Annotated in this window: 21 protein-coding genes and 1 pseudogene; 17 read left to right on the forward strand and 5 right to left on the reverse strand. The window is 49.1% G+C overall.

All coding sequences use genetic code 11. The features are described from left to right. The first annotated feature begins 158 nt into the window (after positions 1 to 158). From P9B68_RS03990 to P9B68_RS04035, 10 genes are all read left to right on the forward strand, one after another. Positions 159 to 1034 carry a phosphate ABC transporter substrate-binding protein PstS family protein gene (locus P9B68_RS03990; RefSeq protein ID WP_277668492.1) on the forward strand — a complete coding sequence of 292 codons (876 nt, stop codon included), beginning with the start codon at positions 159 to 161 and terminating at the stop codon, positions 1032 to 1034. Positions 1035 to 1051: 17 nt separating this feature from the next. Further along, positions 1052 to 2389 (forward strand): phosphate ABC transporter permease subunit PstC, encoded by a 1338-nt coding sequence (gene pstC / locus P9B68_RS03995; RefSeq protein ID WP_207669566.1) that lies wholly within the window; start codon positions 1052 to 1054, stop codon positions 2387 to 2389. Next, positions 2379 to 3251 carry a phosphate ABC transporter permease PstA gene (gene pstA, locus P9B68_RS04000; protein WP_135659793.1) on the forward strand — a complete coding sequence of 291 codons (873 nt, stop codon included), beginning with the start codon at positions 2379 to 2381 and terminating at the stop codon, positions 3249 to 3251. The genes pstC and pstA overlap by 11 nt, the downstream gene beginning before the upstream one ends. A 3-nt stretch (positions 3252 to 3254) precedes the next feature. Continuing rightward, the gene (gene pstB / locus P9B68_RS04005) at positions 3255 to 4010 is read left to right on the forward strand and encodes a phosphate ABC transporter ATP-binding protein PstB (protein WP_135659791.1); all 756 of its coding nucleotides are present in this window, start codon (positions 3255 to 3257) and stop codon (positions 4008 to 4010) included. 52 nt (positions 4011 to 4062) lie between these two features. Further along, entirely contained in the window at positions 4063 to 4728 is a 666-nt protein-coding gene (gene phoU, locus P9B68_RS04010) for a phosphate signaling complex protein PhoU (RefSeq protein WP_277668493.1), read from the forward strand. 9 nt (positions 4729 to 4737) lie between these two features. Continuing rightward, positions 4738 to 5436 (forward strand): response regulator transcription factor, encoded by a 699-nt coding sequence (locus P9B68_RS04015; RefSeq protein WP_135659787.1) that lies wholly within the window; start codon positions 4738 to 4740, stop codon positions 5434 to 5436. Between the two features lie 12 nt (positions 5437 to 5448). After that, the gene (locus P9B68_RS04020; protein ID WP_277668494.1) at positions 5449 to 7203 is read left to right on the forward strand and encodes an ATP-binding protein; all 1755 of its coding nucleotides are present in this window, start codon (positions 5449 to 5451) and stop codon (positions 7201 to 7203) included. Between the two features lie 135 nt (positions 7204 to 7338). After that, a complete protein-coding gene (locus P9B68_RS04025) occupies positions 7339 to 8673 on the forward strand; it encodes an FAD-dependent oxidoreductase (RefSeq protein ID WP_277668495.1) in 1335 nt (444 codons plus the stop codon). Between the two features lie 79 nt (positions 8674 to 8752). Further along, positions 8753 to 8887: a hypothetical protein gene (locus tag P9B68_RS04030; protein WP_277668496.1), complete on the forward strand. Its 135-nt coding sequence runs from the start codon at positions 8753 to 8755 to the stop codon at positions 8885 to 8887. 12 nt (positions 8888 to 8899) lie between these two features. Then, positions 8900 to 9052, forward strand: a complete 153-nt coding sequence (locus tag P9B68_RS04035) for a hypothetical protein (RefSeq protein WP_167875191.1) — start codon at positions 8900 to 8902, stop codon at positions 9050 to 9052. Between the two features lie 138 nt (positions 9053 to 9190). On the opposite strand, the gene P9B68_RS04040 is transcribed toward P9B68_RS04035, so the two are convergent. Further along, the gene (locus P9B68_RS04040; protein ID WP_207669568.1) at positions 9191 to 9361 is read right to left on the reverse strand and encodes a YdeI/OmpD-associated family protein; all 171 of its coding nucleotides are present in this window, start codon (positions 9359 to 9361) and stop codon (positions 9191 to 9193) included. A 123-nt stretch (positions 9362 to 9484) separates the two neighbouring features. On the opposite strand from P9B68_RS04040, the gene ndk reads away from it, so the two are divergent. After that, positions 9485 to 9886 (forward strand): nucleoside-diphosphate kinase, encoded by a 402-nt coding sequence (gene ndk / locus P9B68_RS04045; protein WP_135659782.1) that lies wholly within the window; start codon positions 9485 to 9487, stop codon positions 9884 to 9886. Between the two features lie 50 nt (positions 9887 to 9936). Here ndk and P9B68_RS04050 read toward each other — a convergent pair whose 3' ends face one another. Continuing rightward, on the reverse strand, positions 9937 to 11418 hold the full coding sequence (locus P9B68_RS04050; protein ID WP_167875190.1) for a GH25 family lysozyme: 1482 nt from the start codon (positions 11416 to 11418) through the stop codon (positions 9937 to 9939). A gap of 433 nt (positions 11419 to 11851) precedes the next feature. On the opposite strand from P9B68_RS04050, the gene P9B68_RS04055 reads away from it, so the two are divergent. From P9B68_RS04055 to P9B68_RS04065, 3 genes are all read left to right on the forward strand, one after another. Further along, a complete protein-coding gene (locus tag P9B68_RS04055) occupies positions 11852 to 13438 on the forward strand; it encodes a peptide chain release factor 3 (protein ID WP_135659778.1) in 1587 nt (528 codons plus the stop codon). A gap of 50 nt (positions 13439 to 13488) precedes the next feature. After that, positions 13489 to 14448: a bile acid:sodium symporter family protein gene (locus P9B68_RS04060; RefSeq protein WP_243112996.1), complete on the forward strand. Its 960-nt coding sequence runs from the start codon at positions 13489 to 13491 to the stop codon at positions 14446 to 14448. Between the two features lie 175 nt (positions 14449 to 14623). Next, positions 14624 to 15445: a mechanosensitive ion channel family protein gene (locus P9B68_RS04065; RefSeq protein ID WP_135659774.1), complete on the forward strand. Its 822-nt coding sequence runs from the start codon at positions 14624 to 14626 to the stop codon at positions 15443 to 15445. A gap of 61 nt (positions 15446 to 15506) precedes the next feature. Here the strand turns inward: P9B68_RS04065 and P9B68_RS04070 are convergent. Together P9B68_RS04070 and P9B68_RS04075 are read right to left on the reverse strand one after the other, a co-directional pair. Next, positions 15507 to 15800 (reverse strand): annotated as a pseudogene (locus tag P9B68_RS04070) (PLP-dependent transferase); the annotation flags it as partial. A gap of 50 nt (positions 15801 to 15850) precedes the next feature. After that, positions 15851 to 17080, reverse strand: coding sequence for a class I SAM-dependent rRNA methyltransferase (locus tag P9B68_RS04075; RefSeq protein WP_135659772.1), 1230 nt, complete (start codon positions 17078 to 17080; stop codon positions 15851 to 15853). A 199-nt stretch (positions 17081 to 17279) separates the two neighbouring features. Here P9B68_RS04075 and P9B68_RS04080 point away from each other — a divergent pair, with 199 nt between their 5' ends. Next, positions 17280 to 17663, forward strand: a complete 384-nt coding sequence (locus tag P9B68_RS04080; RefSeq protein WP_135659770.1) for a hypothetical protein — start codon at positions 17280 to 17282, stop codon at positions 17661 to 17663. A gap of 73 nt (positions 17664 to 17736) precedes the next feature. Here the strand turns inward: P9B68_RS04080 and P9B68_RS04085 are convergent, their stop codons facing one another. Beyond that, the gene (locus P9B68_RS04085) at positions 17737 to 18426 is read right to left on the reverse strand and encodes a DUF554 domain-containing protein (RefSeq protein WP_135659768.1); all 690 of its coding nucleotides are present in this window, start codon (positions 18424 to 18426) and stop codon (positions 17737 to 17739) included. A 231-nt stretch (positions 18427 to 18657) separates the two neighbouring features. Here P9B68_RS04085 and pglX point away from each other — a divergent pair, with 231 nt between their 5' ends. Then, the gene (gene pglX / locus P9B68_RS04090) at positions 18658 to 21903 is read left to right on the forward strand and encodes a BREX-1 system adenine-specific DNA-methyltransferase PglX (protein WP_277668497.1); all 3246 of its coding nucleotides are present in this window, start codon (positions 18658 to 18660) and stop codon (positions 21901 to 21903) included. Between the two features lie 17 nt (positions 21904 to 21920). Beyond that, on the forward strand, positions 21921 to 22562 hold the full coding sequence (locus P9B68_RS04095) for an HAD family hydrolase (RefSeq protein ID WP_135659759.1): 642 nt from the start codon (positions 21921 to 21923) through the stop codon (positions 22560 to 22562). Positions 22563 to 22587: the final 25 nt, after the last annotated feature.

A 22587-nucleotide genomic window follows, 5' to 3' on the forward strand; every position in this document is an offset into this window, starting at 1 on the left:
GTATCATAGAACATAAAGCTGTTTTTGCTCCGCTTAGCTGTCAGATATAGGGTATATTTATTTTAAATACAATCTAAACTAAGCTTAACATGTATTTAACATTACCCCGTTATTATTAAGCCGGACTTAATAAATAGGAATACTTAGGAGGGGCAATAATGAGAAAAATGCTATCCGTCATTTTATCGGCTGCAATTCTGTGTTTTGCTTTTGTGGGGTGCGATTCGGAAATTCAGGGAACCGTTTCCACAAATTCCATGTTGGAAACATCGGCTGAGAGCACTACCACCGACACATCTGCCTTAAGTGGAAAGTTAACCCTGAACGGCTCAACTTCCATGGCGAAGGTCTGTCAAGCTCTTGGCGAAGCTTTTGAGGCAAAGTATCCGGGGGTAACGGTTGAGAAAGCCGGAACGGGTTCCGGCGACGCGGCGAAGGCAGTACGTGCGGGAACAGCTTTCATCGGAGATCTTTCAAGAAATATGAAACCGGAGGAAAATCCGGGTGATTTTGAAATCGTTCCGATCGCCATCGACGGGATTGCCGTTGCTGTCAATACGGACAACAAGGTATCCAATTTATCTAGTGACCAGATTGCAAAAATCTTTACCGGGGAAATTACCAATTGGAAGGACGTTGGGGGAGACGACCGGAAAATTACCGTTCTGGGGCGCGAAGCCGCGAGCGGTACGCGCGACGGGTTTGAAAGCATTTTTAAATGCGAAAAAAAGTGCAAGTATGCCGCGGAGCTTTCTTCTACCGGCGAGGTTGTAAACAAAGTTGGAAGCGACAAGGGAGCCATTGGCTATGTTTCACTCGATTCGCTGAACAACAGCATAAAAGCGGTTGACATTGACCATGTAAAAGCAAATGAAGAAAATATTGTGAACGGAACCTATAAAGCGCAAAGACCGTTTATAGAAATTTACAAAAAAAACACGGACAGCGACCTCGTGAAAGCATGGTTTGCGTTTGTAAAATCAGAAGAGGGGAAGGCTGTAATTAAAAAAGCAGGGTTGGTAACGGTACAATGAGCATGGTATTCAACAGCATGAAGAACACGCGAAAGGATCGAAAAAAGAACCGTGTGAAAAAAGGCATGGCGGTTGCGTTGAGCCTTGGTTCCGTTTTTTCATTTTTTCTTCCGTATATGCAGTTCGTTTTTAAGGATACAACGTATTTGGTGAGCGGATTTCAACTCGCTACGGCAAAGGGCTTCCGCGTGCACGGATCGGGACTCAGCGCGGTGGTAACGATTCCGGTGCTGGCCAGAGCCGCGGTGATTTCCGGCATGCTGTTTGCGGCTGCCGGAATCATTCTGCTGATTTTCCGAAAGCCTGTATTCGCCGCAATTGCCTATGCTTTGTCCGGAATTACGCCGCTGCTTGTATTGATCTCCACTACTTCGATTCAGACGGCGGTTACACAACTGAATATCAGCAAGGTTTCGATTTACTGTCTTTGGCCCTTTCTTTATGTACTGGCCGGTGGAATTGCCTGCGCGGTGCTTTCCGTTTGGACGCAGGGGGCGGAAAAACTTGCGGAATCCATTTTCCTTGTATTCTCCTGCGTTTCCATTGGCTCGGTTGCTTTTATAACGGTTTATATCTTTGCCGCCGGTTCCCCCGCTATTGCGCAGATCGGATTGGGGCAGTTTCTGTTCGGAAGGGAGTGGAATGCGGAAGCTGGGGCGTTCGGCATCCTCCCGCTTATTCTATCCTCTGTTGCGGGAACGGCCGGTGCGGTTCTTCTTGGTGTACCCGTTGGAATTTTGACGGCGGTATTTCTGGCGGAAACGGCAAAGCCGCAGTTGGCAAGGCTTGTTCATCCGGCAATTGAGCTGCTGGCGGGAATTCCGTCCGTTGTGTACGGATTTTTCGGGATGCAGGTGATTGTTCCGGCAATCCGCAGTTTTCCGCCCTTTCAGAACCATACCATTGGCGACAGCTTGTTGGCCGCCATTCTGATCTTAGCGATTATGGTGCTTCCTACCATTGTCAGCGTTACGGAAACCTCTCTGAAAGCGGTGCCGCAGGCCTACCGCGAGGCTTCGCTTGCCTTAGGAGCGACGCCTGTTATTACGATTTTTAAAGTCAGCATTCCGGCCGCCCGGTCGGGCATCCTTGCCGGTGTGATTCTGGGGGTCGGCCGCGCGATCGGCGAAACCATGGCGGTAATTATGGTAGCAGGCAATGTGGCAAATATGCCGACGCTTCTTGGCACGGTGCGCCTGCTCACAACCGGTATTGCCATGGAAATGAGCTATGCCTCTGGTTTGCACCGCCAGGCGCTTTTTGCCATTGGGCTGGTGCTGTTCCTTTTTATTATGATTGTGAATATTAGTTTTACGTTTATATCGAGGAGAGGAGTGCGGATGGATGCTAGGTAATTCGCTGTATGGTAAAAGGAAACGCCCCGCCGACGCTGCGCTAAAATTTCTGATCAATGCTGCGGCGGCTCTGACGGTTACCGTCCTCGCGGGAATTCTGCTCTATATTCTCGTAAACGGGCTTCCGTATGTATCGTGGACATTCCTTTCGACGGCCTATTCCGAAACCGACGAAAGTCTGAAAGGAATCCTGCCCATGCTCATCAATACCATGTACATTGTAGGGATCACGCTGCTGATTTCCGCGCCAATCGGAATTTCCACGGCCATCTATTTAACGCAGTATGCCAAGCAGGGAAGGTTCGTAAAAGCAATCCGCTTTACCACTGAAGTACTTTCGGGTATCCCGTCAATCCTGTTTGGGCTGTTCGGATACACGGTGTTCTGTATCCTTTTCCGCCTGCAAACCTCCATCCTTGCGGGGTGCCTTACCATGTCCATTACTGTTCTGCCTACAATCATCCGTACTACGGAAGAAGCGCTCCTTTCCGTCCCGGATGCTTACAAGGAGGGCGCGATGGCGCTCGGGGCCGGGAAGCTGCGCGTCGTAATGGGAATGGTCCTTCCCTGTGCGTTGCCCGGCGTACTTACTGCCGTTATTCTGGCAATGGGGCGGATTGTTGGGGAAAGCGCGGCGTTGCTGTTTACTTCTGGGTTGTCCTATAATATGCCGCGTGGCTTTTTTCGGCAGATTTTTGCCAGTGGCCGCACTTTGACGCTGCATTTATACCAGACCGCGCGCGAAGCTTCTTCCCCCGACGCTATGCATATTGCTTTTGCAACCGCGGCGGTGCTGCTGATCCTGGTTTTTTTGCTCAACCGGATTGCAGAACTGTTTTCCCGTGCTCTTAGGAAAGGATAAGAAATGGAAAGTAAAATTGTGATAGAGGATTTAAATTTATATTACGGCGATTTTCAAGCATTAAAGGGAATCTCTATGGAAATTCCCAAAAATCGGATTACGGCTTTTATCGGCCCTTCCGGCTGCGGAAAATCTACCTGTCTGAAAACGTTGAACCGTATGAATGATCTGGTGGAAAACTGCAAAATTACAGGAACCGTAAAAATTGACGGAGAGGATATTTACGACCCGCGTACGGATGTGACTTTACTGAGGAAGCGCGCAGGCATGGTGTTTCAGAAGCCGAATCCGTTCCCCATGTCGCTGTACGATAATATTGCTTACGGCCCGCGCATTCACGGGATAAAATCTAAACAGGCGTTGGATGAAATCGTGGAAAAATCCTTGAGAAGCGCCGCGCTGTGGGACGAAGTGAAGGATCGGCTGAAAAAATCCGCGCTTGGACTTTCGGGCGGGCAGCAGCAGCGCCTGTGCATTGCGCGCGCGCTGGCTGTGGAGCCAGATATTCTTCTGATGGATGAGCCGACTAGTGCGCTCGACCCGGTTTCCACGCTGAAAATAGAGGACTTAATGGACGATCTCCGTGAAAAATATACGGTGATCATCGTAACCCACAATATGCAGCAGGCCGCACGCATTGCCGATCGTACCGCATTTTTTCTTCTTGGTCAGATTGTGGAATATACGGATACGCTTACGATGTTCAACAATCCGAAGGACGAACGTACGGAACGCTATATTACCGGGCGTTTCGGTTGATTTCTTATAGCTATTTCAGAAATAACCCTGTATAATAAAAGGAGGGATTCCTATGCCCAGAAAAATTTTTGACAGGGAAATTGCGAACCTCATTTCGCAGATGACCAATATGGGAAATGCCGTTGACCAGCGTATCGAGGAAACAATCGCCGCGCTGCGCACAATGGATTTGAAAAAGGCGGCGGATGTCGCGGGCAGCGACAATGAAATTGACCAGATGGAGCACAATATTGAAAAATTGTGTATGAACCTGATTGCGCTGCAGCAGCCGCTGGCGTCCGACCTACGGGTGATCGCAGCCTGCCTGAAAATCCTTACCGATATTGAGCGCGAAGCCGACCAGTGCGCGGATATCTGTGAAATCTTGACGATTGGGGAACTGAACACCAACAGCCTCGCCATTAGCCATGTGGTACAGATGATGGAGGCCGCGCGGGCAATGTTCCGCAGTGCGATGGACGTTTTTCTCAGCCGCGACGTGGAAGCCGCGCGGGAGGTCTGCCTCAGCGACGATAATGTGGATTCCATGTTTGCGAAAATTATCCTGGAGGTTTGCGGAATTATTACGGAAAATCCGAGCAACGTAATGCGCGAAGTGGATTTGCTTTTTATTTCAAAATACGTGGAGCGTATGGCCGACCATGCTACCAATATCGCCGAATGGGTCATCTATATGGAAACAGGAGTCCATCCCGATTTGAATACAAAAGAAATGTAGGGGATACGAATGGCACTTATTTATATAGCGGATGATGAAATGAATATCCGGACGTTGGTCGCAATCGGGTTAAAGGACAGCGGGTTTGAAACCGCTGCGTTCGCCGACGGGACGGAACTGCTGAACGCCGTAAAACAGCGGCGGCCGGACGCGATTATTTTAGACTGGATGATGCCGCATCCTGATGGGCTGGCGGTTTGCCGGGCTTTACGGGAGGATTCCGCCACACGGAATATTCCGATTCTGATGCTGACGGCGCGGGGAGCCGAAATTGACCGTGTGCTAGGGCTTGAAATCGGGGCGGACGATTATATTGTAAAACCGTTCAGCGTGAAAGAACTGTGCGCCCGTGTCCGCGCCGTCCTGCGCAGGACGGCGCGGCCGGTGGCTGCTGCGCCGGAGCTGTCGATTACGAAGGGAAACCTCAGTGTGGATATTCTGCGCCATACGGTTAAAAAAGACGGCAGGCCCATTGAACTGACGCTGAAGGAATTCGATCTTCTGGTGATGCTGATGAAAAACAGCGGGAAGGTTTTGACGCGCAATATCCTGCTCGACAAGGTTTGGGGTACGGAATATTATGGCGATACCCGCACGGTGGACGTACATATCCGTTACCTGCGCCAGAAAATCGAGGATAACCCGGACAGTCCTAGCTACATTTATACGGTGCGCGGGGTCGGCTATAAATTTACCGAACCGGATTAAGCGGAGGCAGCTATGAAAAAGAAGCTGATGCTCAGCAATGCGGCGATCATCATAGTGGGGTTTGCCGCGGCGTTTTTGCTGGCGGGATTCGAGATTCAACAGCAGTATTACAAAGAGTTCACAAGGCGGCTCGACACCGCTCTCAGCATTCTGTCCACGCAGACAGAGGAAATCCGGCGGAACCCTGAGGCCGCCGCAACGGCGGTGGGCGTTCAGCTCAAGCAGTCCGATCAGGAAATGCGCATTAGCATTATCGATCTGAACGGGAAGGTTACCGGCGACAGCGCGGATACGGAAATCAACCAAAACCACAGCAACCGCCCCGAAATCCTTCAGGCAAGGGAAAAGGGGCGGGGCTACGATACGCGCGTCAGCACAAGCTTGAATGAGCAGTATTACTATGAAGCACTGTATGTTCCGGATCAGTTTTTCATTCGTGCGGCGCTGCCGACGAGGGATCTGGACGACATTCTTGAAAAGCTTTGGACGATCGCGGCGCTGAGCATGCTTTTTGGAATTGCAATCGTTTTCCTGGTGACAGGAATCTTGGTCTGTCGCATGGCAGAACCGCTGAACCGCCTGACAGAATCGGCGAAACGGATTTCCGAAGGGGATTATTCCAGCCGCGTAAAGGGAAATTATAAGGATGAGATCGGTGAGCTTGCCTGTTCCTTTAACAGGATGGCGGAAAACACCGAAGCCGCTTTCTCGCAGCTTACGGCCAAGCAAAACCAGCTGGAAGGCGTGCTTCAAGGAATGGACGATGGCGTGCTTGCCGTGAATAAGGAAAACCAGATTCTTTTTCTGAATCATAGTGCCCGGAAGCTTTTGGATCGGTTGAGCTTTAAAGAGGGCTCAACCTTTGAGGGCAGCCTTTTAATTGGGAAAATTGCCGGGTTAATGAAACAGGCGATGGATTCCTCAAAAGCTGAAAAGGAAACGATTATGGTAAGCCCGGGGGACAAACAGTTTACCGTTTATGTTTCCCCCATTGCCGGGCAGGAGCAAGAGTCCGCGCTAGCTGTTATTACAGATGTGACCCTGATGCATAAGCTGGAGCAGATGCGAAGCGAATTTGTCGCAAATGTTACGCATGAACTGAAAACACCGTTGACGTCCATTAGCGGGAGCATCGAGCTTTTAAAAAGCGCGGATCGCGACGAGGGAACCCGCCGCTATTTCTACGATGTGCTGGATATTGAAACGGAAAGGCTGCGCCGTTTGATTGACGATATGCTGGCGCTGTCCCAAATTGAAAATGCCAGGGAAGACCCGAGCGTCTGCTCCTGCAATCTGGCGGAGGAACTCAAGCAGTGTGTGGACCGCCTTCTCCCGATGGCGCAAAAAAGCAATGTAGCGCTTGTTCTGGATGTCGACCGTTCCCTATTCGTTTCCGCGTCGCCCACAAGGCTGCAGCAGCTTTTCGGAAACTTGATAGAGAACGCGATTAAATACAACAAACCGGGCGGGAGCGTGACGGTTACGCTCCGCCGGCAGAAACAAACCGCGGTTATCAGCGTAAAGGATACCGGAATAGGTATTGCGCCGGAGCATTTTGACCGGCTGTTCGAACGCTTTTACCGTGTAGACACAAGCCGTTCCCGCGAAATTGGCGGGACGGGGCTTGGACTTTCGATTGTGAAGCACCTCGCCGCCCTTTACGGTGGGGAAGTCGGCGTGGAAAGCGAAATCGGGAAGGGAAGCAATTTTATGGTTCGCCTTCCGCTGCTTTCCGCGAAGGCAAATCCGGAAGGCAGCGCACAATAATGGGCGAAGCCAGCCAAGTTGAATATTAGGAATACTATGAAAAAGCATCCGGGTGAATTTTGAACCGGATGCTTTTTTGTATAGCTTGGTATATCATATAAAATTTTGTAAATCTTAACAGGGGAGGGATATTCTATGAAATCGATTTGGAGCGAAAGCTGCAGCCTGCCGAAAAGGGATTCGCTGAAAGACGATATGGTTGTAGAAACAGTCGTGATCGGGGCGGGAATGGCAGGGCTTCTTACGGCGTACCTGCTGCAAAAGGAAGGGATGAAGGTTGCGGTGCTGGAAGCGGCGGAGACAGCAAGCGGCGTAACAAAAAATACAACGGCAAAAGTTACCATACAGCATAATCTGATTTACAACAGCTTGATACAGAACATTGGAGAGGAACAGGCAAAGCAATACGCCGATGCAAACCAGAAAGCCATTGAAATGTATCGAAGCATCATTTCGGAAAACGACATTGACTGCGATTGGGAAACAAAGCCCGCGTTTGTGTATTCCCTTAACCGGATGGAAGACATTGTGGCCGAGACGAATGCTGCGCTCAGTCTTGGAATTCCCGCGGAGTTTACAACATCCACAGGATTGCCGTTTGAAGTGAAGGCGGCGGTGAAATTTTCCAATCAGGCGCAGTTTCATCCGCTTAAATTTATACAGGCCATTTCAAAGGATTTGGAGATATATGAAAACACGAAAGCGTTGATCGTGCGCGGGGATAGCATTGTTACAAATCGCGGCAGGGTGACGGCGGATAAGATTGTTATTGCGACCCATTTCCCCTTCATCAATGTTCCGGGCTGGTATTTTGCGCGTATGCATCAGGACCGTTCCTATGTTATCGCGCTGGAAAATGCGGAAGATCCGAACGGAATGTATATCGACGCAGATCCGGACGGTTATTCTTTCCGCAGCTATGCAGGGCTGCTGCTGATTGGCGGCGGAGGACATCGTTCCGGCAAGCATCCGGGAACAAGCAGCTATGAAAAACTGCGTGCATTCGCAAAAAAATATTATCCGAACAGCTGCGAGGTTTTCCATTGGTCCGCACAGGATTGCGTGTCATGGGATAACATACCTTATATCGGCAAATACAGTTCTTCCACTCCGAATCTGTTTGTGGCGACCGGGTTTAAAAAATGGGGCATGACAACTTCGATGGTAGCCGCCATGATTCTCAGCGATAAAATTTGTGGGCGCACGCATAAAAACGCGGAGGTTTTTTCCCCGCAGCGTTTTCATGCGTCTGCCTCCGCAAAAAACCTTTTCACCGACGCGGGTCAGTCGGTGGCTGGCCTTACCGCGGGTTTGTTTTCCCCGCCAAAGCGCAAATGCGCGCATTTAGGCTGCCGGGTATACTGGAATCCGGATGAAGAAACATGGGACTGCCCCTGCCATGGTTCCAGATATACCAAGGACGGTAAACTGATTAGCAATCCGACGCTGAAGGACTTAAAAAGTAAGTAAGGCTGTTTGCGGACGGAATCCGGAATGAATATGCATAAGGCAATTCCGTCCGCGCATAATAAGCTCGGAGGTGATTGCAATGCCAAAGGATAGCCAGCCGGATAATAAAATCAGCCGGATCAAGAAGGCAAACGGACAGACGCCCATTACAAGGGAAAATCAAAATAAAAACCGGAATGCGAAGAAACAATCCATTAAAAATAACGACGTGTAAGGAGGCAGCAGTATGGCAAAGGCAGGAATGAGGCGCCCGGATCCGAAGGATCCGCACGGCACGGAAAGTAATCATAAAATGCATATCCCGAAAAACGATGTGAAGCCCGTACCGGAAATCCAAGGAAAGGCGAAACACACAAAAGAGAAAGCCGCCCCCATGTAAAAAAGTTATGTAAGACCGGGCGAGGTTTGAGCCCCGCCCTAACAGGGTGAATATCCATGCACATTCGGCACGTTTTTTCAAATACGATATTTGCCCTGCACGCTATTATCTTATGCTTCGCGCGATCGATTATGAATGTTAATATTTGTTTGCCAGATTTGCTACAAAATCATGCATTTCCCGGTTTGAGCGCACTTCGTGCGTATGCTCCAGAATTTCCTGCTGCTTTGCTTTGGGAAGCGCTGCAAAGTACTCCATTGCTTTTTCATTCTGGGCAAGCGCCATTCCAAAACCCAATGGCAGATCCAATATTACCACCTCCGGCGTTAGTGTTCGCTTCAATAAAATAAAAAATTCAGCCTTTTGTGCTTTTATTCCAATACACAATATGCTATTATTAAAATAAATCCCAAAATAAGGAGGAGGATTTAAATGGAAAGAACATATGTCATGCTGAAGCCGGACGCTTTAAAAAGGAAATTAGCCGGAAAAATCATAACAAGGATCGAAGAAAAGGGTTACATAATTGCCGATGCAAAAATGATGCAGCTTGACGAAGCGATATTAAGGGAGCATTACGCGCATCTTGCAGATAAACCTTTTTTCCCCAGTATTGTGGAATACATGGTTTCCGGACCGGTGCTGGCAATGATTGTGGAAGGGGAAAACGCTGTATTGGGGATGCGTAAAATTGTAGGCGCAACAAAATTTGAGGATGCGCAAGCAGGTACAATTCGCGGGGATTATGCGTTCAACACGCAGGAAAACCTGATCCATGCTTCCGATTCCATTGAAAATGCTGAAATAGAAATTGAACGTTTCTTTAAAAAATAATAAAAATGGCGGCGGAAATTTTCCGCCGCCTTATCTTATATTTAAGTATATCAAGCTACCGTAATGACACAATGCCGCACAGGGCTCTGACCGGAGAGCGTGGAATAAACGCCGGTACATCCGGCTTTGACCGCCTGAATCTTATAATAATAGCTGTTACCGGATTTTACAAGAGAAACCTGTTTTAATACGCTGCCGTTTCCGGTTGTAAAGTACGGTTTTTCGCTTGTCCCAATCGGGGTAAATTTGAACTGATATGTTTTTCCGGGTTTCATAGTAAACGACATTGTCGTATCGGAAAGAACCGATTTTGCACGCCCATGTGCCGTGAACGCAACGGAAGTTGTGCCCGTTCCGGTCGTAATCAATGCCGAGCCCTCACCGACGTTCGTGATTTTGTAGAGATAGCCGTCCGGGAGTTTTTTGCTGAATGCAACGGTAACTGCGGAGGGGTTGGAAGAAACCGCCGGCGGCGGGGAAGAACGGGTCGTTGTAATCTTATAATAATATGTATCGTTGGTGCCGAATGTGTAATCCCATGTGGTGTCGGAGATTAGCACATCATCTCCGTCTCCGCTCAGATTCGGATTCGTCGGATCAACTGGTGTGGTGTTCTGGCCGTTGGCTGAATAGTCCACATAGGAATAATCAAGGTCAACGACGCCGGTCGTAATGCCAGGAACATTCCCGGAACCATATTGCCACATGGTGTAGGGTTTATCGTATTTTGCAACGTCTACGCCCCAGTTTGCAACCCATTTGTCGTAGCTGTCCAACTCGGGGCTGGATAAGTTTGAATTAAAGAAACTCGGGGAGCTGTAAATTCCCGCTTTATATCCTGCATTTTCAATGGCGGAGCAGAAAGTGACGGCAATGCTTGTAAGCTGTTCTCTGGACAGCGTGCGCTGTCCCTGATATTCAATATCGTAAAAGACCGGATAGTCCAAATGGCGCCCGTTTAAAATGCTGAGGCACATTCTGGCTTCTTCTGCGGCTGCGGCTGTGGTTGTCGCATAGCTGAAATGGTAAACGCCGACTTTAATGCCGTTCGCCGTCGCGCCGTCGTAGTTCTGTTTGAAATAGGCGTCGGTCTGCTTTTCCCATTGTTCGCTGCCGTAGCCTGTGCGGATAATCGCAAACTGAACGCCGCTGTTTTTCACTTCCGTCCAGTTGATGGATTTCTGCCAAGCGGAAACGTCGATTCCCTTTAAGGCGACATGTACGACGCAGGAAGCTTTCTGACCGTCGGTTGCAGTAGCGGTAATGGTTGCCCTTCCCAGCTTTACGCCCGTGACTACACCGCCGCTTACGGTTGCAACGCTTTCATCGCTGGAAGTCCAGGTAGCGTCGCTCATGATGCAGCCGGATTCGGATGCTGTGAGCGTTGCGATGTCGCCAACCCCTAAGGCAAGCTTCGTTTTGTCCAATTTCAGGGTTCCCAAGGATCCGCTCACATCGGTCGCAAAAGCAGTTACGCTGAACGATGCAATAATTGCGAGCATTAGTACGAGAGAGATCAGCTTTTTTTTCATGAATTTTCCTCCATTTGTTTTCGTTTGTGCAACATATTTTCGGTTCCCCACTAAGTTATTCGTATCCATGCTATATTCTTCTCGAGTCCTAAAAGCAATATTGCATTGAACAGTAGGACTATTCGTTTTCAATTATATTTTTAAAACCTATTTATGTCAAGTATGTGCACTAAAATGCACCAGGCGACAAAAGTGTATAAATTCTTATTGAAAAACAAATAAATGTGTTTTGGAAAGTCAAAAAATGCCGGTTTTATTGATTTTTTTGGTATTTAGCTTCCAAGATAAGGTGAAAACTTTCATTTTGTTGGAATAAATTACCGCTTTAAAATAATTTAAATTTAGAAAAAAGAAGGTAAAAAATATATTTGATTATTTTGGGCAAATGTTTTAAAATGAACAAGTGTATTTTTTACTGGCTGGAGGAAGAATTTTGGCAAGTTACGTGGATGAAATAAAACGAAGGAGAACCTTTGCGATAATCTCTCACCCGGATGCGGGGAAAACGACCTTAACAGAAAAGCTTTTACTCTACGGTGGCGCGATTTCGCTTGCCGGTTCCGTAAAAGGAAAGAAAACGGCAAAGCACGCGGTTTCCGACTGGATGGAAATTGAAAAGCAAAGAGGAATATCGGTTACTTCCTCCGTTATGCAGTTTAATTATCAGGGCTTTTGCATCAATATATTGGATACGCCGGGGCATGAGGATTTCTCGGAAGACACCTATCGTACCCTCATGGCCGCTGATTCTGCGGTCATGGTGATTGACGCCTCCAAGGGTGTTGAAAAGCAGACCCGCAAGCTTTTTAAAGTTTGCACGCTTCGCAATATTCCGATCTTCACTTTTATCAATAAAATGGACCGCGAAGCGCGGGATCCGTTCGACCTTATGGAGGAAATCGAAAAGGAACTGGGGATCCAAACCTTCCCGATGAACTGGCCGATTGGTTCCGGCAAGGAATTTAAAGGTGTTTACGACCGAAACAAGAAGGAAATTATCGCCTTTAAGGCGAACAACGGCCAACACGAGGTAGAGGCCACAAAAGTGGATATTACCGACGAGCGGCTGAATACCCTGATCGGGGAGGATCACCGCAGCACCCTCGAGGATGATATCCTGCTGTTGGACGGCGCAGGGTACGAATTCGATCTGGAAGCCGTCCGCAGCGGAAAACTTTCTCCCGTGTTTTTCGGGTCGGCGCTGACCAATTTCGGAGTCGAACCATTCCTTGAAGAATTTTTGAATATGACCACATCCCCGCTGCCGAGGGATTCGGATATAGGGCTGATTGACCCGTTTGACAAAGAGTTTTCCGCTTTTGTATTTAAAATTCAGGCGAATATGAATAAGGCCCACCGCGACCGCATCGCTTTTATGCGTATTTGCTCGGGAAAATTCGACAGGAGCCTAGAAGTTTATCATATGCAGGGCGGAAAAAAGATGAAGCTTTTGCAGCCGCAGCAACTGATGGCACAAGATCGCGAGGTCATCGACGAAGCTTATGCGGGCGACATTATCGGCGTTTTCGACCCCGGTATCTTTTCCATCGGGGACACCCTGTGCTCCTCCTCCAAAAAGTTTTTGTTCGGTGGTATCCCCACGTTTGCCCCGGAGCATTTCTCCCGCGTGCAGCAGGTTGATACCATGAAGCGCAAGCAATTTGTGAAGGGAATGACCCAGATCGCGCAGGAAGGCGCGATTCAGATTTTTCAGGAGCTGGGCGGCGGCATGGAAGAAGTGATTGTCGGCGTTGTCGGAACCCTTCAGTTTGACGTACTGGAATACAGATTGAAAAATGAATACAATGTAGATATCCGCATGGAAGGCCTGCCGTATCAGTATATCCGTTGGATTGAAAACAGCGATCTTGACCTGAAAACCCTGAACCTTACATCCGACACCAAGCGGATTCAAGACTTACGTGGGCATCACCTCTTGATCTTTGCCAATGAGTGGAGCATCCGATGGGCGCAGGAACACAATGAGGGATTGGTTCTTGCGGAATTTGGAAGAAGTTGATGCACGATGGAAGTCTCTTTAGAATTCATTGGCGAACGGGGGGATGGACGGTGCGCTTTCTGAATTCCTTTAATAAATTCATAGAAAAGCGGATGGCGTTCGTTACACCCGCGTGCCTGCTTATCGGTGTCCTTTTTGCGGATTCGCTCAGCCACGTTCTGTTTATCGTTCCATATGTCTTTGCGTTCATGACGTTCTGCGGCAGCTTAGGTTCCCGGTTCGGCGATTTGAAGCGTGTGTTCCATCACCCGGTGCCGCTGATTGTTTCCCTGTTCGTTATTCATTTGGTTGTCCCCTTGCTGGCGAATATAGCCGGAAGCCTGCTCTTTCCAGGGCATCCTTATGCCGTTACGGGAATGGTTTTGGAGTTTGTCGTTCCCAACGCGGTTGTCAGCTCGATGTGGGTTTCCATTTACCGCGGAAGCGTTCCGTTTACGCTGTCGATTATTCTGATTGATACGCTTCTGGCGCCGTTCCTTGTCCCGTTCAGCCTGCATCATTTTGTCGGTTCCAATGTTCAGGTTAATACGGCAGCGATGATGGAGGAACTGCTGCTGATGGTTGCCGTGCCGGCGGTTCTCGCTATGGCGCTGAATCAGTTCAGCGGAGGCACTTTGAAACAGACGCTTTCCCCAAAGCTTGCGCCATTTGGGAAAATTGCGCTGATGATCGTTGTTGCCGTAAATTCCTCTAAGGTTGCGCCGTTTATCAAGCATATGAACTGCTTCCTTTTTGCCGTTACCGGTGCGATGCTGGTTATCGCGGCATCGGGCTATGCTATCGGCTGGGCCTGTGCGCTTTTGCTAAGACGGAAGCGGGAGTTAATTGTCTCGATGACCTACGCCTGCGGGATGCGCAATATTAGTGCGGGCGCCGTGATCGCCGCCGCATATTTCCCTGCGGAAGTAATGTTCCCGGTGATGATCGGAACGCTCTTCCAGCAGGTTCTTGCCGCCTTTTACGCGCAGCTGCTTGTGAAATTTTATGGGACCGGCGAAGAAACTACATAAAAGGAAATAACCGCCGCCCCTTTTGGACGGCGGTAAATTTTTTTGGGAAACTCTATGTAAAATTATCCTGTGCAGTTAGGTTTTCCCTATTTTTCTTGTGATTTTGTGAAAACAGTCTATAATATAGGAAAATACATAATGGCTAGTCGAAAGACGGTTGATCTGGAGGTATTTTATGGCATTCCATTTTGAGAAGTACTGGCAGCAGCTACTGACGGCGCTAGAAGCCGGCCTGCCAAAAATAATAGGCGCCCTGTTGATTTTGGGAATCGGCTGGTGGCTCAGCAACAAGCTGGTTCATCTGATGTTCCGGGCGATGCAGCGTTCGATAGCGGACACAGGTATTGCAACCTTTTTGTGCTCGCTAAGCAAATCGCTTTTGAAAATTATCGTCTGCATTACGGCTGCGGCGCAGCTCGGCATGAACGTGAATTCTATTATCGCGGCCCTTGGCGCTGCGGGTCTGACCATTGGTTTAGCAATGAAAGACAGTATGTCGAATATTGCCAGCGGGGCGCAGATTATTTTTACCCACCCCTTCCGCGTCGGCGATTACCTTGCGTTCGACAAGGAGGAAGGAACGGTTGAGCGGATTGAAATTATGTTTACTTCGCTTAGGACGTCTGATAATAAAGTGGTTGTGATTCCAAATTCTAAAATCACCGCCAGCGTCATTACCAATTACTCCGCCATGCCGACGCGCAGGCTGGATCTGCATTACGGCATCGGCTACGACGCCGATATTGCGAAGACGAAAGAGCTGCTTGCAAAAGTGATTGCGGACAATCCGCTGGTGCTGAAAGAACCCGCTCCGCTTGTGGCCGTGGGCGAACATAAAGACAGTTCCATTACCATAGAAGTTCGGGTTTGGTGTAAGACAGAGGATTTTTCCGCCCTCTATTTCGATATGCAGGAGAAGGTAAAGCTTGCATTCGACGAGGCGGAAATGAATATCCCCTATAACCAGTTAGACGTACATGTAAAGCCGGAAGGCTGAAATAAAACGGGAGCCTGTAATAGCAGGCCCCTTTTTTTAATACGTTGTATTTACGATAATGGTCATAAAGCAAATTGTCGATATGCTCGGTACCGATGGAAAGGCGGATGGTGTTCGGTTTAATACCGGACTGGAGCAATTCATTTTCCGTCATCTGGGAGTGCGTGGCGCTCGCCGGATGGATGACCAGCGATTTGACGTCGGCCACATTGGCGAGCAGGGAGAAAATCTGAAGACGGTCAATAAAATTCCTTGCTTCCTGTGCGCCGTCCTTAATCTTAAAAGTAAAGATCGAACCTGCGCAGTTCGGGAAATACTTCCGATACAGGGCATGGTACGGACTGTTGGGAAGTGACGTTAAGTAGAATTAAAAAAATTATGCGGCAGGCTGCCGCAGGATTTCCATTATACGATTTGGAAGATATAAAATTTCAGATAGCTTGTTTCCGGCACGTTCCACAGAATGGGGTGGTCGGGGGCCTGCTGGCGGGCTTCGATCTGTTTCAGCGACACATGCGCATCGAACGCTGCGCTTCGGAGCATGCTGCGGAAAAGCTCGTCGGTCATAAAGTGGGAGCAGGAGCAGGTTGCCAGATATCCTCCGCGCGGCAGCACCTTCATTGCGCGCAGATTGATTTCCTTGTAGCCCTTTATCGCGTGAACAACGGTATGGCGAGATTTTGTAAAGGCGGGAGGATCCAATATGATGAAATCGTAACCGTCCTTCGCGCCGCAGGGCAGCTCCGGAATGAGGTCGAATACATTTGCGGTTTGAAAGGTTATTATTTCCTGAAGGCCGTTCCGCTTTGCGTTTTCCTGTGCCATGGTGATGGCGTCTTCCGAGATATCCACGGCGTGGACGCGTTCGGCGCCGCCCTTTGCCGCGTTCAGCGCGAAGGAACCGGTGTGTGTAAAGCAGTCCAGTACTTTTTTTCCGCGGCTAAGCTGCGCGACCGCTTTGCGGTTGTATTTCTGGTCGAGGAAAAATCCGGTTTTCTGCCCGTTTTCAAAGTCCACGCTGTATTCGATCCCGTTTTCAAGAATCGTTGTTTGCGTGGATTCCGGCTGCGGCAATCCGAGAATCGGATAAAAGCCCTTGTTTTGCTCCATGCCTTCCAGTTCGCGGATCGTAACATCATTTCGCTCATACACGCCGTCGATGGTTTGTCCGTCTTCCGCAAGGATTTTGCAAAGCAGCGGAAAGAGAATCGGTTTCAATTTTTCCATTCCAAGGGAGAGCGTCTGCGTAACCAGTATGTTGTTAAAACGATCCACCGTAAGCCCGGGAAATTGATCCGCTTCACCGAAAATTATGCGGCAGCAGGACAAATCGTTCCCCATAACCGTTTTGCGGTAGTTCCAGGCGTACCGCAGGCGGCGCTCGAAAAAGGCTTCGTCGAAAACATCGTTCGCGTTCCGGGAAAGCAGGCGGATTCGGATTTTGGAATGGTCGTTAATGAATCCTGTGCCCAGGTATTTTTCCCGGGTATTGAATACATCGATGAGTTCACCGTTCTGATATGCGCCCTCGATTTTTAAAATTTCGGTATTATATACCCATGGATGGCCGGCCAGAATGCTGTTTTCCGCTTTTCGGGTCAAAATGGCTTTCGGATAATTTCTTTTTTGTTTCATGTTTATTCCTCTTTTTTTACTTGACAGCCGACCGCTTTTTGAAGTTATCCGGTTGTCCGTTTTCTTCTGAAACTGCAAGTCCGGCGCACCGTTTACAGTTTTGTAGCAACCCCTTACAGTTCTGTTGCTTTTCTTGATTTCCCGTTGTGCCCGGGCTATGATTAAGATAGAAAAAGTGATGAACAGGGGTGGGATTTCAATGAAGATCAAGAAGGTTACGGTTCTGATCGTTTTGACGCTTTTCTTATTGATTCCGGCCGCCTGCACCAAAGCCGGTTCCACAAAGGAACAGTCTGCGGAGCTTCAGCCGACGCTGACTGTACAGAATATTGACCTGGAAGAGGCCGAGAGCGTAATTAAAAATACGATCCGCTTGAATTATAATCAATATCGGTTGGAGTTAATGAACGAAAACCTTTCCTATGGCGGCGATCAATACTACCAATTCGAAATTTCCGATCACAACAGAACGGTCGGTCCGTCGATTATCGTCAGCAAGAGCAACGGCATGATTTTGTGCTATTATCCGGATCATTCCGTTTCGGACGTCTATCAGGACGAGGTTTTCAAAACCAAATGCTGATGGGATAGTTTCTAAAGAATATTGCTGCGCCTGCGATGTGCAGACGCAGTTTATATCGAAGAGTAGTGGAATCCTACATTCCAATCAGTTTCTTTACAATAAAATAGAGAAAAGGAATGAAAAGGGCCGGCAGCATATTGCCGACCTTTATTTTTTTGATTTTCAGCATGTTCAAGCTGATCGCTATGATTAAAACGCCGCCGATTGCAGTAATTTCACGGATCATTTCCGCTGTCAGGAGCGATTTTAAGGACGAAGCCAAAAGGGTGATTGTTCCCTGATAGAGCAGGATTACGGCGGCGGAAAAAATCACGCCAACGCCCAGCGACGACGTGAGGAAGACGGCACAGATTCCGTCTAGTATTGATTTTGCGAAAAGCATCTGATGGTTTCCAGTAAGGCCGCTTTCGATGGAACCGACAATTGACATGGAGCCGACACAGAAAATCAGGCTGGCGGTTACAAAGGCTTTCGCGACCCCGCCGTCCGAACGGGAGATCCGGCGCTCTATTATTTTGCCAAGGCCCTCAAGCCTGTCCTCAATTTTCAGCGCTTCCCCGATTATGCTGCCCATGGCCATGCAGGTAATCAGCAGGAGCAGATTATTGGCTTTCACCGCACTCATAATGCCGATCAGCAGCACCGAAAGGGCAATCGCATTCATAATGGTTTCCCGATAGTTTTCCCGGATTCCGCTTTTTAAAACCAGCCCCAAGGCGGTTCCTGCCACTACTGCAAGCGCGTTTACAATTGTTCCCAGCATATCCTTCCGACTTCCCATCCGTTCATGTGTTTTTTATGATATATCAATTTGCGTTTCGATGTCAATAAGGTTCACTTTATATTTGCGGCATTTCCAAAAGATGCCGTGGAGGTCAATTGCTTCTTTCTCATTGCGCAGGCGCAGGGAGAACGCCTTGCCTTACGATTTTTCTTTGAAATTGCAATAGGGTATGGTATGATATGTTTATCAGTCTGGGGAGGTATCGATGTAGTGAATAAGACGGCGATTAAGGCGTTTGCAATCAATGCGAGAAGGAAGCTCATTGCATCGGTCGCCCAAAGGATTACGGACAATATTGGCAGCGGAAAACTGATTGCCGAGCTTGCGGCAGACGTTACGGAAAAGGGGCTCGATGTCGTCGCGGAGGAAGTGTCCTATATCTGGTTTAAACGGATCATCGGCGTTCGTTTTATGGAAGTCAACGGGTATCTGCCCGGCGGTGTGCGCGTGCTGTCTTCGAAAAATCCGGGGCAGATTCTTCCGGATATTGTTGCTGCCGCGCCGCAGAAAGAAAAAACCGACGCGCTTTTTACCTCGCTGTTTATCGATTGCTGCCGTTCCCTTGCTGAAATCCTGCCGGATTATTTCAGGAGTGCATGCGGGTATCTGGACGCTTTGCTGGAACTGTCCTTCCAGGACAAAAACGGGATTGTCCGAAGGCTGGTCGACGGTATTTCCGAAGAGGATTTCCGCGAAGCGGTTGAAATCGTCGGCTGGCTTTACCAGTACTATAACGATGACCGGAAGAATGCAGTAACCGGCTTGAACGGCGGGCGGGTAAAGCGTGAGGATGTCCCCGCCGCAACCCAATTTTTTACGACCGACTGGATTGTGCGCAGCATGGTTGACAATTCGCTCGGCAGATACTGGTTGGAACGCCACCCCAAAAGCCCGTTGAAGGAGAAGCTTCTCTATTATCTGGGGGGCGGGGAGGAAGCGGCGGGACAGGAGATTTCCCCGCAGGAAATAAAAATCCTCGACCCCTGCATGGGCAGCGGGCATATCCTGGTTTACGCCTTTGAGATACTCGTGGAAATATACCGGGAATGTGGCTATTCGGCTTATGACGCAGCCGAGCAGATTCTTCGCCATAATCTTTACGGTCTTGATGTGGATCAGCGTTCGTATGAATTGGCTTATTTTGCCCTTTTCATGAAAGCAAGAAGCTATAACGCGGATATCCTTAACCGAAAAATACCGCTCAATCTGTTTCCAATTCAGGAAAGCAACGGAATCAGCGAAGAATTGCTTTCCTTTGTGGCTGATGGGGATGAAGAACTGCAGGAGGACATGCAGAGCTTAACGGCTTCTTTTTGGGACGCCAAAGAATACGGCAGCCTGATTTCGGTCGGTTCCCTGCATTTTGAACGCATTGACCGTCGTTTGGAAGAAATCCGGCAGGGGGAATGTGGCGGTTTGCCTTCCCCGGCTCTCCGGGAGGATACGCTGAAAAAGCTGCCGCCGCTTATCCGTCAGGCGCGGGCAATGGCGGGAACCTATCCGGTTGTGGCGACAAATCCCCCGTATCTTTATAAGATGAATACGAAGCTGAAAGCGTATGTCAACCGCCACTATCATGCATATGCCGGCGATTTGTTCGCGGTGTTTTTATACCGTAATTTCGGATTCTGCACAGAAAACGGGTATTGCGCGTTTATGTCCCCGTTTGTGTGGATGTTCATTAAAACGTATCAGAAATTAAGGGAATACATCCTACGGGAGAAATCCATATCTTCCCTTATCCAGTTGGAGTATTCCGCGTTTGAGGAAGCAACCGTGCCGGTCTGCACCTTTGTCCTGAAAAACGGGCCAGAGACGAGGCCGGGCGTTTACTTAAGGTTGTCCGATTTTCGCGGCGGTATGGAGGTGCAGAAGCAAAAGGCGATCGAAGCTTCCCGGAATCCCCGGTGCCCTTACCGCTATGAAACACCGTCGGCTCGCTTTACTAGAATCCCCGGAATGCCGATCGCGTATTGGGTGGACAGGGAATACGGGGAAATTTTCGCCAATACCTCCGGTATCGGCGCGTACGCTGCCGTAACCAACGGTCTTTTTACCTGCAACAATAAACGCTTCCTGCGCTATTGGTTTGAGGTGCCGCGCGAAGAAATCCATTTTCACTGTTCCGGCAGGGAGGACTGTGAAAAAAGTCCGCTGAAATGGTATCCTTACAATAAGGGCGGCGGGTTCCGGAAATGGTACGGAAATCAGGAGTATGTTGTGAATTTTCAAAATTTCGGGGAGGAAATCAGCAAATACCGGGTGCAGTCCGGGCAATCCGCGGTTTTCCCCGGGCAGGATTATTATTTTTTGCCGAGTATTTCATGGTCTTTCGTCAGCTCATCCAGATTCGGCGTGCGTTATTATCCCGGCGGCTTTGTGTTTGACATTGCCGGTTCCTCGGTTTTTATGAACCGCAGGGAGGATGTCCTTTACGCGCTGGGCTTTTTGTCCAGCAAATGCGCGTTTGCAATGCTGAATTTAATTAACCCGACGTTAAATTATCAGGCGGGGAACATTGCGCAGCTTCCGCTCCGCATTGATGAAAGCGTGAAGTCCCGGATAGACGCGCTTGTCCGCGAAAATATTGCGATCTCCAAAGCGGATTGGGATTTTTCCGAAACAAGCTGGAATTTCGAAACGCACCCGTTTTTAAAATTTAGGTCCGGAAGCGGAAAAATAGCAGATGCTTATGTCGCGTGGAAGGAATACGCGGAGTGCCGGTTTCAGCGGCTGAAGGAAAATGAAGAGGAGATCAACCGTATTTTCATCGGCATATACGGCTTGCAGAACAGCCTGACCCCGGAAGTGGAAGAACGGGACATTACCGTCCGACGCGCCGCGCTTGCCCGGGACACCCGAAGCTTCCTCCATTTTGCGGTTGGCTGTGTCTTCGGCCGCTTTCCTGTACCGGGCTACGATACCGACGTTACGGATGCGGTGCCGATTTGCAACGAGATACCGGATGACCTTGTGGCGAAGGTGGTCGCTTTCATCCGGTACGTGTTTGGGGAGGCGTTCCTGCAGGAAAATCTGGAATTCCTTACCTCTGCCATGGACGGCAGCGGCAGCCCTTTGGAAAAGATACGGGCGTATTATACGTATTCCTTTTACCAGGAACATTGCAGGCTGTATAAAAAAAGGCCGATCTACTGGCTTTTTAACGGCAGCGGGTGCCGGGTGCTTTGCTATATGCATTCATATCACGAAAATACCCTTTGTAACGTGCTGGGTTATTTTGAGGAAGCGCGGCAGCGGCTGGAAAAAGGGCTTAACCGCGGGGAATCCAAGGGAAAATCAGCGGCGCGGGTGAAACGGCTCCGTCGGCTGGAGCAGTACGAAGAAAGGCTGGGAAAGGCCGCTTCCGCGCACATCCGGCTGAACTTGGACGATGGGGTATTGTATAATTACAGCAAAATTCAAAACGGACAGAACTTGCTTGCGCCCTTAAAATAAATGGTGAGGTTGATACAATGATCAAAGCAGTCATATTTGATATGGACGGCACAATGTTTGACACGGAACGCGTCAAGATGCAGGCTTGGGCAAAAGCCGGGCAGGAGCTTCATTGCGCGGACGCTCATGAAATCTACGGGCAGATTATGGGCTTCACGTATGAATATGTGGAAAAAGCCTTCAAAGACGCCTATGGCAAGGATTTCCCTTATGAGGACTTTATCAAACTCGGTACCAAATACTTCAAGGGATACCTTGCGGAAAATGGGGTTCCGGTGAAAGCGGGGCTTTACACTTTATTGGATTATCTGAAGGCGAACGGCTATAAAATTGCGGTTGCAACCTCCACACAGAGGAAAACCACGCTGCACCATTTGAAAAGCACGAATACGCTTCCGTACTTTGACGCGATTGTGTGCGGGGATATGCTGGAAAAAAGCAAGCCGGACCCGGATATTTATCTGAAAGCGGCGGCCGCGCTTCAGGTTCCGCCCACAGAATGTATGGCGGTTGAGGATTCCCTCAACGGCATTACCTCGGCTTACCGCGCGGGCATGAAAACGGTAATGGTGCCGGATATGGTAAAGCCAAATTCTGAACTGAATAAAATGCTGTACGCCTGTGTTAAAACGCTGGACGAAATCATCGCGATCTTATAAAAATAAGCCGCCAGTGTCCTTGGCA

This window comes from Caproiciproducens galactitolivorans (assembly GCF_029266045.1).
GTDB lineage: Bacteria > Bacillota > Clostridia > Oscillospirales > Acutalibacteraceae > Caproiciproducens > Caproiciproducens galactitolivorans.